This is a genomic window from Candidatus Aquicultor secundus, from assembly GCF_002791875.1.
GTDB lineage: Bacteria > Actinomycetota > Aquicultoria > Aquicultorales > Aquicultoraceae > Aquicultor_A > Aquicultor_A secundus.
This window is the reverse complement of sequence record NZ_PFNG01000024.1, coordinates 1-10,282: the sequence shown is the minus strand read 5'-3', so window position 1 is coordinate 10,282 and position 10,282 is coordinate 1. Positions and strand designations below refer to the sequence as shown.

At 52.1% G+C, this 10,282-nt stretch carries 12 protein-coding genes; 8 read left to right on the top strand and 4 right to left on the bottom strand.

The annotated features are described in order from the left end of the window. On the top strand, positions 1-572 hold a 572-nt coding region (locus tag COY37_RS00880), incomplete at its 5' end, for a cation transporting ATPase C-terminal domain-containing protein (RefSeq protein ID WP_286975544.1). 105 nt (positions 573-677) lie between these two features. Here COY37_RS00880 and COY37_RS00875 read toward each other — a convergent pair. From COY37_RS00875 to COY37_RS00865, 3 genes are all read right to left on the bottom strand, one after another. Further along, positions 678-1,856, bottom strand: a complete 1,179-nt coding sequence (locus tag COY37_RS00875) for a glycosyltransferase family 4 protein (protein WP_286677464.1) — start codon at positions 1,854-1,856, stop codon at positions 678-680. Further along, complete coding sequence (locus COY37_RS00870) at positions 1,835-2,551, bottom strand: HAD-IA family hydrolase (protein ID WP_286677463.1); 717 nt, start codon at positions 2,549-2,551, stop codon at positions 1,835-1,837. The genes COY37_RS00875 and COY37_RS00870 overlap by 22 nt, the downstream gene beginning before the upstream one ends. Before the next feature lie 142 nt (positions 2,552-2,693). Beyond that, on the bottom strand, positions 2,694-2,909 hold the full coding sequence (locus tag COY37_RS00865) for a heavy-metal-associated domain-containing protein (protein WP_286677462.1): 216 nt from the start codon (positions 2,907-2,909) through the stop codon (positions 2,694-2,696). A 316-nt stretch (positions 2,910-3,225) separates the two neighbouring features. On the opposite strand from COY37_RS00865, the gene COY37_RS00860 reads away from it, so the two are divergent. The 6 genes from COY37_RS00860 (at position 3,226) to COY37_RS00835 (ending at position 8,586) form a co-directional block, all read left to right on the top strand. Further along, positions 3,226-5,544, top strand: a complete 2,319-nt coding sequence (locus COY37_RS00860) for a PEP/pyruvate-binding domain-containing protein (RefSeq protein ID WP_286677461.1) — start codon at positions 3,226-3,228, stop codon at positions 5,542-5,544. A 218-nt stretch (positions 5,545-5,762) separates the two neighbouring features. Then, positions 5,763-6,050: a DUF378 domain-containing protein gene (locus COY37_RS00855; protein WP_286677460.1), complete on the top strand. Its 288-nt coding sequence runs from the start codon at positions 5,763-5,765 to the stop codon at positions 6,048-6,050. A gap of 183 nt (positions 6,051-6,233) precedes the next feature. Then, on the top strand, positions 6,234-6,533 hold the full coding sequence (gene encB, locus COY37_RS00850; RefSeq protein ID WP_286677459.1) for an encapsulin nanocompartment ferritin-likeEncB family encapsulin nanocompartment ferritin-like cargo protein cargo protein: 300 nt from the start codon (positions 6,234-6,236) through the stop codon (positions 6,531-6,533). Between the two features lie 84 nt (positions 6,534-6,617). After that, the gene (locus tag COY37_RS00845) at positions 6,618-6,866 is read left to right on the top strand and encodes a hypothetical protein (protein WP_286975540.1); all 249 of its coding nucleotides are present in this window, start codon (positions 6,618-6,620) and stop codon (positions 6,864-6,866) included. A 202-nt stretch (positions 6,867-7,068) separates the two neighbouring features. Beyond that, positions 7,069-7,662 carry a hypothetical protein gene (locus tag COY37_RS00840; protein WP_286677457.1) on the top strand — a complete coding sequence of 198 codons (594 nt, stop codon included), beginning with the start codon at positions 7,069-7,071 and terminating at the stop codon, positions 7,660-7,662. Between the two features lie 117 nt (positions 7,663-7,779). Next, positions 7,780-8,586, top strand: coding sequence for an inositol monophosphatase family protein (locus COY37_RS00835; protein ID WP_286677456.1), 807 nt, complete (start codon positions 7,780-7,782; stop codon positions 8,584-8,586). On the opposite strand, the gene COY37_RS00830 is transcribed toward COY37_RS00835, so the two are convergent. Continuing rightward, positions 8,564-8,983: a MarR family winged helix-turn-helix transcriptional regulator gene (locus tag COY37_RS00830; RefSeq protein ID WP_286677455.1), complete on the bottom strand. Its 420-nt coding sequence runs from the start codon at positions 8,981-8,983 to the stop codon at positions 8,564-8,566. The two genes, COY37_RS00835 and COY37_RS00830, sit on opposite strands and share 23 nt — an antisense overlap. A 289-nt stretch (positions 8,984-9,272) precedes the next feature. On the opposite strand from COY37_RS00830, the gene hemE reads away from it, so the two are divergent. Further along, a partial coding sequence (gene hemE / locus COY37_RS00825; RefSeq protein ID WP_286975538.1) for a uroporphyrinogen decarboxylase occupies positions 9,273-10,282 on the top strand: 1,010 nt, incomplete at its 3' end.

The following is a 10,282-nucleotide window of genomic DNA, read 5'->3' as shown; positions in this document are numbered from 1 at the left end:
CAAGCGCCAACTTTGGCAACATGTTCAGCATGGCCGGGGCTTCATTGTTTTTACCATTCTTGCCGCTTTTGCCGACGCAGATTTTACTTACCAATCTTCTGACCGATTTTCCCGAAACGACCATCTCGACGGATCTTGTCGACCGCGAACTGATCGACCGTCCCAGGCGCTGGAATATCGATTTCATCCGCAAGTTTATGCTGACGTTCGGTCTTTTAAGCTCTGTGTTTGACTACCTTACATTTGGGGCGCTCCTCTTCATCCTGCACGCCGGGCCGACCGAGTTCAGGACCGGTTGGTTTATTGAATCGGTTGTCTCGGCATCGCTCATCGTCCTCGTAATCCGCACGAGAAAGCCGTTCTTTGCCAGCAGGCCGAGCAAGTATCTGGCCGCGGCCACGTTGCTCGTCTTCGGTGTAACGATACTACTTCCCTTCACCTCCCTCTCAAAGCTCTTCTCATTTACAGCTATACCCCCGGTGTTCTTGCCGGTCCTGGGAGGTATCCTTGTCCTCTATATCGCAGGGGCCGAGCTGGCAAAAAGGATATTTTATAAGCACGTTATGTTCTAACCAATCACGCATAGATGTGAAATTCCCGATGATCGTGATGGGTGCGACAGTGGGCGCGCTCTTCGGTGAGGGAATTTCGGCTTTTACCGGGCAATAGGGTCGAGGTTATCTACCTGCTAAAAGCTCGGAATAAACCCTGAACGTCTTATCCGCCATGGATTTGATGGTGAAGTCTGCGGTAACCATCTGCAAAGAATGCCGGGCAAGCTTTTCCCGCAAATCCTTATCGGCAAGCATTCTCTCAATCGCATCGGCAAGCGATTCAGCGTCTTCAGGTTCCGCGAGTAGCCCGGATACGCTGTCCTCTATAATATCTGGTACGCCGCCGCCGCGTGTTGCTACCACCGGCAGGCCGAGCGCCATTGCCTCCAGGATAACGATCCCAAACGGTTCTTTAATCGATGGAAGAACAAATATATCGAGCGCCGCCATGTAACGCCCCGGTTCATCGACGAATCCCAAGAACTTTACATGGTCTAGAATCCCAAGTTCGCCCGCCTGGGTCTCAAGCTCACCGCGTAGCGGGCCGTCCCCGATAATTATAAGATAAGCGCCGGGATGATTCGCTATCACACGCGCCATGCTTTGCAGCAAAACAGCATGCCCCTTGAACGGCACAAGCCGCCCTACGGCCCCAAGCAAAACCGCACCCTCAGGTAACCCCAGCATTTTCTTACTGTCAGCGCCAGTTCCCCTATCGCCCATATTTACGTTGCCTGCGTCCTTATCTTCGGCCCTATAAACTTCCCAATACTTCATATCGATCCCGTTTGGGATCACGTCGATTTTGCGCGGCGCTATCCCAATTTCGTCCTCCAGGCAGCGCCTTATCTCGCTTGATACCGCAATCAGGCGGTCCGCCCTGTTGAGTATCATCTTATTCACCCGCTTGGCCACGACATAATACTTCAACGAGGGGTTTAAGTTACTGGGGAAATTATGCACCGTGGTAATCATGTACTTTACCTTGTGCATATACGAAGCCATCCATCCGACAACCGCCGCTTTGTTGCCGTGCATGTGGATGATATCCGGTCTCACCCGGCGCAGCACGTCGGCAACCGAGCGCGCCGAAAGGTAATCGGCTTTCGGGGAGATAGAATCCGCCATCTCGACCTCAAAAGAGGATATCCCGAGGTCGCTCAAGAAGGAAAAAAGCTTTGGCGCTGCTGGCGAGAGTACGATGGGCTCGAACTTCGAGCGGTCCAGCTCCGAGAGTAGCCCGCAGATGTGTGTTTGCATTCCGCCGCTGGTTTTACGGATCAGGTACGCGATACGGGGCATTCGGACACCTCTGGCAGAACTACCGGGATGATCTCCCCTATACTGTCGATGACATAATCCGGGTTGCTATCCGCGATTCGCACGCCATGAAAGCCGTAGGTAACCCCAACGGTCGCCGTCCCCGCGTTTTTGCCCGCAAAGATATCGACATCGCTATCCCCGGTCATGATGGCATCGACCGGTTGCACGTTTAAGTATGCAAGTGCTTTTAGCACCGGCTCGGGGTCGGGCTTCAGGTGCGTTACATCCTCAAGCGCCACCACAAAATCAATGAATTCGCTTATCCCCGCAAGCTCAAGCGTTTTTACCGATGACGACCTCTGCCGTGTCGTAACGGCGGCTATCTTGATCCCGGCGATTTTTAGCGCCTCAAGGGCTGTAGCGGTTCCCGGATATGGTTTTGAGAGGTCGAGGTGCTCGCCTTGGAAGTACCGGTGGGTTTTCGCCAGCTCTTTCGCCAGCTCTCTTATATCTTTTATATCTTTTATATCTGCTATGCCTGCGATATGCACGCCCGGCGCAAGCAACTCGTAACACGTTTCAAGGGGTTTGCCGATCAGGGTGGCCATCTCGCTTCGCGTCTTCGGAGCCAGCCCGAACTTATCGAGCGTGTACTCATACGCTTGAAATATAAACTCGGACGTATCGAGAAGCGTCCCATCAACATCAAATAAAGCTGCTTTAAGTTCCTGCATGTGAGGTATTATATCACAGATAGAACAACCGTAATCGTGGCCTTAGCTTCAACCTTAGTTCTGACAGATACTCTCGAACCCGGCGCCCGCGTAAGCGATATCAAGCTGACATACCAGGTGGATAGGGGCCCCTCGCTCTAACCTATCCCTGGGCTGGGTACCCCAACTCGGCAAGTTTTGCTTTAATATCGTCAAGGCTGATCTTGTCATCCTCGAACTCCACAGTAACCTCTTTAGTCTCCGCGTTGGCCTCTACGCTATCCACACCATCCACATGACCCAGGCCATTCTTTACGGTCATCACGCAATGCATACAAGAAATATCCGGCGAAACCAGTTTCGCAATTGTCTTCGACATGCAGAATACCACCTTTCCGGCTGAGCTTTTCTACAGTGTATCATAACAAAGTTAAAATCATCCGGCATTTCGGGTGGCAACGTCACAGCGGTTAACGGTCCGATGTTCCCACACCACTAAAGGTTCCACACTCAGGAGATAAGCAACCCATAGCTCAAACATATAGCCATACCTAATATTAAGAGCATATCCGACAAAAAGGGAATAAAAACCTTACGGTTTAGGTTTATTTTTGATTTCTAAAACTCGAAACCATACATCGATCCATAAAACGCAGTTTAACTACCGCTCCGCGTGGCAAAAAGGATTTATGACTATGAAACTTATTTATTCTTACAACGAGGTTAAGCGTGATGAAATCTCCCTGGTCGGGGGCAAGGGGCTTAATGTTGCGATCATGCACCGGGCGGGTTTTCGCGTGCCCGATGGCCTCATCCTATCCGCCGAGGCCTTCTATACGGTTCTGGACGATATCAGCGCCGGTACCAATATCGCTGTGCTGCTCTCAGACTTTCTCTCATCCCAGACGCCATCCGAAACTCTCGAAGATATATGTAACGATTTTCGTGAAGCGATTTTGACGACGCCTCTTACTAACAACATACAAGCCGCGCTCCAACAAATCTACGAAGATTTAACGCCGCAAGCGCAAGCCGGTTTCATCGTGCGAAGCTCGGCAACCATCGAGGACACCCCGAAGGCAAGCTTTGCCGGGATACTCTCATCGTACCCCGACATTCATGGTCTCGAAGATATGATCGATGCGGTACGCAGGTGCTGGGCCTCTATTTTTACGCCCGAGGCGCACATTTACCTCAAAGAACAGGGCATGCTCACAGAGCAGCCCCAGCAAGCCGAACAGACCACACAAACCCAACAAATCCGGCAAACCCGTCGAACCAAGCAAACCCCACAAATCCGGCAAACCGGGATCGGGGTCGCGGTGTTAATCCAGGCGATGATACCGGCCGAGCGCTCGGGCATCGTGTTTTCAATGGATACCGTGACCGGTGACACCGACAAGATCATCGTGGACGCCATCTTCGGTTTCGGCGAGGAAATCGTATCGGGCGAGGTAACCCCCGAGCGCTATGTTTACTCGCGTAAGCGGCAGATGATAGTGAGCCGCAGGATGGGCAGGCAGACCGAATTCATCACCCCAACCGGCGAGCGAAAGCCGATCTTTGAAAAATTGCTGCGCTTACCGAAGCTCAGCGACCGCGAGGTGTGCGAGCTTGCCGAGATCGGGATACGTCTTGAGCAATTGTTCGGAAGCCCTCAGGATATCGAGTGGGCTTTTAGCAACGGCCGGTTCTACGTTCTGCAATCACGACCCATTGTTGTTGGTGAGCGCTATGAAAAGCTATTCCCCCAGGTGGGTGAGCAGACCGTTCTCTTGCGGGGTGTTGGCGTAAGCCCTGCCGTGGGCTCGGGGTACGTCCATATGATCAGCCCGGAAGAAGTACCCGAGGTTGCGCCGAACACCGTCATCGTTGCGCGCCGGATAACCAACGACCTCGCCGTCCACCTGCGACGGGCCGCCGCGGTAGTGACCGATGAGGGGGGAAGCACCAGCCATGGCGCCAACATCCTGCGCGAGTTCGGCGTATCCTGCGTTCTTGGAACGGGCAACGCTACCGAAAAGCTTAGAGAGGATGAAGTGGTAACCGTCGATGGCTTTCGCGGCGTGGTTTACGAGGGCGATCTTGGTATTACGGTAAAAGAAATACCCGCTGTGCCGCCGACCGAAACGCGGGTGTTCGTTTCGATCCTCATCCCCGAAAAAGCCCGCAGCATCGCCCCGCTTGCCGATGGCGTCTCGTCGCTTCGGGACGACTATTTCATGCTTGAATCCGGCGTTCATCCTATCAAGATGATCAAAGAGGGGCTTGGGCCGTATCTCGAGGACAACATAACCAACGGCATCATCCAGACGCTTTCGATGTTCGGGGATAAGCCCGTATGGTACAAAACCATGGATGCCCCAACCGATGAGTTCGGCAGGCTAAAAGGCTCCGAAGACGTTGAGGAGCGAAACCCCCTCTTTGGCTGGCGTGGAATCGGGCGCGAGCTTGAAGAGCCCGAGATGCTTAAACTCGAACTCAGAGCGATGAAGCGGGCCCTTCATAAAGCCGGTGGAAACCTCGGCATTAAGCTTCCCTTTATCCGTTTTGTCGATGAACTGGTCAAGGCAAAGCAGATCATGCGTGAAGTCGGGCTGAAACCCCATGAGGATGTCCAAGTCGGCATCTCTGTTGAAAACCCGGCGGTTGTATTTACGCTCGGCGATTTTATCAACGAGGGCATCGATTTTATCAGTATCGGCTTGAGCGACCTCGTGATGTGCACGCTGGCCGTCGACCGCGAGAGCCAGAAGGTTGCCGATCTGTTCAGGCCCGACCATCCGGCGGTGCTTCATCTGCTCGGCGAGATAGCCGGTGCTGCCCGAAGAAACGGCATATTCACGTGCGTTGCAGGCGAGAGCGCAAGAAGCCCGGAGGTGCTGCCGTTTCTCATAAAATCCGGGTTCGACGCCATCGGCGTATCGCTTTCCTTCTTTGCCGAGACCAAGCGTGAAGTCGCACGGCTTGAGCACGAAGTACAAGAAGGTGGTCGCTATACCGCCGAACTATAAAATAGTACCCCACCCGGCCCTACTCTAACCCCTTCCATATCCAGGCATTTTAGCCAGAAGAGTTCATACGTTTCTCCGAACGCTTTAATTACATAAAATATCCTGTTAGAACACGCTAGATCGGGGAAATTAAATACGTAGACCGGCGAATCCGGCTCGGTGTATTAGAGCCGGGTTTTATCACCGGTACTAGTGAACGATTTTAGGAGGTGAAATCGATGGCAGTAATGAACAGACCTAGGCTTAACTGGCTAGATTGGACCGCCCTTGCTATCACCGTTATCGGTGCACTTAACTGGGGTTTGGTCGGATTCTTCAACTACGACCTGGTTAGAGCGATCTTTAGCGGAAACGGATCACCGACTGCGACAATTACTCTATTCTCCAACGTTATATTCGCGATTGTCGGGTTAGCCGGTTTATACTCTATCTATTCACTCTACAAAGTAGGCCAGATGCAATCCCGCGCGATGCCGGCTGAAGAGCGCATGAGAAAGGCCGCTTAAGTTATTCGGTCCAGTTATAATGTCTTGAGTATATGCCTTAAGTAATGAGGTGGGTGACGATGTTCACCCACCTTTCTTAGTTTTAAGCACCCCAGGTATGGGTATAAACACTACAGTATAAGGTAAACGCCTGCATGATCGGCAAGGATAAGAACTTGAGAGGAAACGAAAGGAGGCATCCCAATGCCTGACTTTGTAAATCCGTTTAGCGGCATGGTGCCCAGAAAAATGACGAAAGAAGAACTGATACGTGCGATACGGTTGGATATTAGTGCAGAAGAGGAGGCCGTTCATCTGTATATGACGCATGCCGATGCGACGGATGATCCGCTCTCAAAGAAAGTCCTTATCGATATCGCAAACGAGGAGCGAGTCCATGTCGGCGAATTCCAACGCCTCCTCAGCATACTCGCCCCCGACGAAGGTAAGCTGTTAGCGGATGGCGCCCGCGAGGTAAACGAAATGAACGCTGAAGTCTCTTAGCTCCTGACTCCTGTTTATGTTAAGCTTAAGCCGTAAAAATGATAACGGTGACGTTCCGTAAAGTTTTTGTAAAGGAAGATCACAATGTCTGCCAAGTGCCCCGGTTCTGATATGAGAAACATAACCGCGGGAGTGTATGCGTGCCCCAACTGCGGTTATGCCGTTGAGATATTTTCAGATGAGATGAGAAGAAGATGCCCCAAATGCAAGGAGTGGGTCGAGAAGAAAGAGACCCCATCCTGCGTCCAATGGTGCCAGTCCGCCCGCTCGTGTCTGGGCGAAGAACGCTGGAAAGCCGTCATGGATGCCCTCGGTAAAGATACCAAGTCGTAACTATTTAGCTACGCGACTCTGGTCTCGCCCTCGATAGCGCCTATAAGTTTTTCCCTGAACCAGTCAACGGTGAATGACAGCACCATCCTGTAATCTTACATCTGATACCCTAGACAAATTTTAAACTTACCACTGAAGTGCCGGTTTCACTTGCCGATACAACCTTTGAAGAAAATCCACATCCGGGCGATAGGGAGGCAAAATGGGAAGACCAGAGAAATCCAAAACATCTATTAGAACATCTGATATTACACCTGCGGAACTCGCCGACGCAAAGCGCTACATCAGGCTATCCGGCGGCGGCTCAATTATACGATCATATTTTAAAGAAACCCATTGTGCGGTCGAGAATACAGAGATCGACAGCAAAGGCCTTTACTGTTTTGAAAAGCTTATCCGCCTGGCGTTCATTCAGTCGATGACAGACGACTTCGTCCTGGGTCGGCAGGAGGGCTTTATCAGGTATATCACCGGTTTAAACGAGAATTTCGAATCGCCAAACGTAAGCGATTGGCGCCCTGAGCAGTCCGCCGCACGAATCGCCGATTTCATACTGAGCTTCTATAACCTCTACGTCTACCAGTGGAAAAAGCACGGTCGCCTCACCGAAAAATCGCTTGCGAAGTTTATGGAAATCGCCCGCGAGTGCCTCGATTTCAGTTATCTCAATCTCACCGACAAGTTTGAGAACTTACCCAAAGATGTTAAAGAGACCGTAAATAAAGCCTTTTTCTTAACTAATAGTAGGATTGATGGGTGGCATGAAGAAAGAACTATGGAGATTTCGGCAGCATAGCCTTATCTGCCGGTTTCTCTTTTACGTCATGCAAAAACAGGGTATATCAAGCTCGAAGATAGCATAGACGGGGCTGTCTTCGATGCCGTTGGTACCGCTATTAGAAATTGAGATACCATGGAAAGTACTAAAAACACGAAAGACTCCGGAAACTTCTTAAATACTGCGGTCGAGCTTGCGCTTCATGCCGGTCAACTCATCAAGAGAATGGCGAAACAATCCCATACGATAACCTTTAAAGGGGCGGTCGACCTTGTGACTGAAGCCGATGTTGCATCCGAGGCGCTGGTCATCGCCGGGATAAAAGAGCGTTTCCCCGACCACGGTATTTTAGCTGAGGAAAAGGGCATCGAGCAGGGTGAATCAGAGTATCTCTGGATTATCGATCCGCTTGACGGCACCACCAACTACGCGCACGGCTTTCCGGTTTACGGCGTGTCCATCGCGCTTGAATACCGGGGAGAGATAACCGTCGGCGTGGTTTACGAACCCAACCTTGACGAACTCTTTACAGCCGAAAAGGGGAAAGGCGCGTTTCTAAACGGCGCACCGATTCGGGTCTCCGAGACCCGCGAACTCGATAGATCGCTTCTTGCAACCGGTTTTCCCTATAACTTCAGGACCGATCCCGATCGCATAATTAAACTTTTCACCGGCTTTTCTCTCAACGCCCAGGGGATTCGAAGGGCGGGGGCCGCTACAATCGACCTGATTTCCCTTGCCTGCGGCCGTTTTGACGGCTTCTGGGAATTTGGCCTGAAGCCCTGGGATATGGCCGCCGGCGGCTTAATTGCCGCCGAGGCCGGAGCCAGGATTACCAGGATGGAAGGCCGGTCCTACGACATACGTGTCCCCGAAATCGTTGCCAGCAACGGGTTTATCCATGACCAGATGTTAGCAGTTATCCTTCGTTCATTTTCTTGAGAATGCGGATGAGTTCTTCTTGCTCTCCCCTTGAGAGGCGCTCGACGTAAGGCGTCAATATCATGCGGTGCGCTTCTTTTGACCGTTCAACCACATCGCGGCCGTTATCTGTTAGGTGAAGGCGGGTGACCCGGCGGTCTGCGGTGCAGGGGGTGCGCGTCGCATATCCCGCCTCAACCAGCCGGTCTACCGTGACGGTCGCTGTGGGCTGGCTGACGCCGATGCTGGTCGCAAACGTAGAGATATCGCATCCCTCGTTTGCAGAGAGCATCCTGAGTGCGTTGTGCTCGGCCCGGCTGATACCCAAAATCCTGCTCACATGCTGCGGGCGGGATTTCCTTAATATGCTTAAGAGACCGTCCAGTATTTCATCTATATTGCGATCAAGAAACTGCACCTTGCATTTCTCCTAATACTTAGATAAACTAAGTATAACATGCTTTTGTAAAAAGTCCAGGTTATACAATACCCAGGCTGTAATGGTAGTATTGTAACCGGGAGCATAAAATATAAGTAAAAAAAAATATATCGAGCTTCGATATTATAGAATTACTAAGTATATGGCTGAGAAGCAAGCAGTAATCTTCAGAACTACGCAATCATGAAACCACCGGACTACATCGAGATAAAGCTCCTGAAGGAAAGATCGGCTATCAGCTATAAGCGGCTTTGAAAGGGGCACGAAAATGGCATTTAACGATCGTTTCTTGAAAGCATGCAGGCGTGAGCCGGTAGACGCGACACCGGTATGGTTAATGCGCCAGGCGGGCCGGTACCTAAAGGAATACCGCGACATAAGGGCGAAACACGACTTTCTCACGATGTGCAAAACACCCGAAGTAGCTACAGAGGTAACGCTGCAGCCGGTCGATGTGCTCGGCGTCGACGCGGCGATTATCTTCGCCGACATTCTTCTCCCCCTGGAAGGCATGGGTATTGACCTTGAGTTCGCAAAAGGCGAGGGCCCGGTCATCCATAATCCCGTGCGCACCAAGGCCGATGTCGATGCGATCAGGATTATCGAAGCCGAAGAAGCCACCCCGTATGTTGCCGAGGCGATCAAGATAGTGCGGCGCGAACTTGAAGGCCGCGTCCCCCTTATCGGATTTTCCGGAGCACCGTTTACCATCGCCAGCTACATAGTCGAGGGCTCCGGCTCGCGCGACTACCGCTACGCCAAAGCCATGATGTACGAGGCGCCGGAGGCATGGCACGGCCTAATGGAGAAACTTGCCGAGATCGTCACCCGCTACCTGCGGATGCAGATACAGGCGGGCGCACAGGCGGTTCAGATGTTCGATTCCTGGGTCGGCGCGCTTGGACCGGTAGACTATGAAAAATTCGTTATGCCGTACAGCAAACGGGTTATGGACAACCTTGCGGGCGATGGCGTACCAAGGATACATTTTGCGAACAATGCCTCAACGCTGCTAGAACTTGTTGCGGCGGCCGGCGGCGACGTGATCGGTGTCGATTGGAGGATCAACCTTGATGTCGCATGGCAGAGAATCGGCTACGACAAGGCAATACAGGGAAACCTCGACCCGATGACCCTGTTCGGTCCAACGGAATGTATCGAGGAGCGCGTACAAGATATTCTTAACCGCGCGGGCGGACGTCCCGGTCATATATTCAACTTAGGCCACGGCATCCACAAGGATACCCCCGTAGAACACGCCAAAGCCCTGGTCGACGC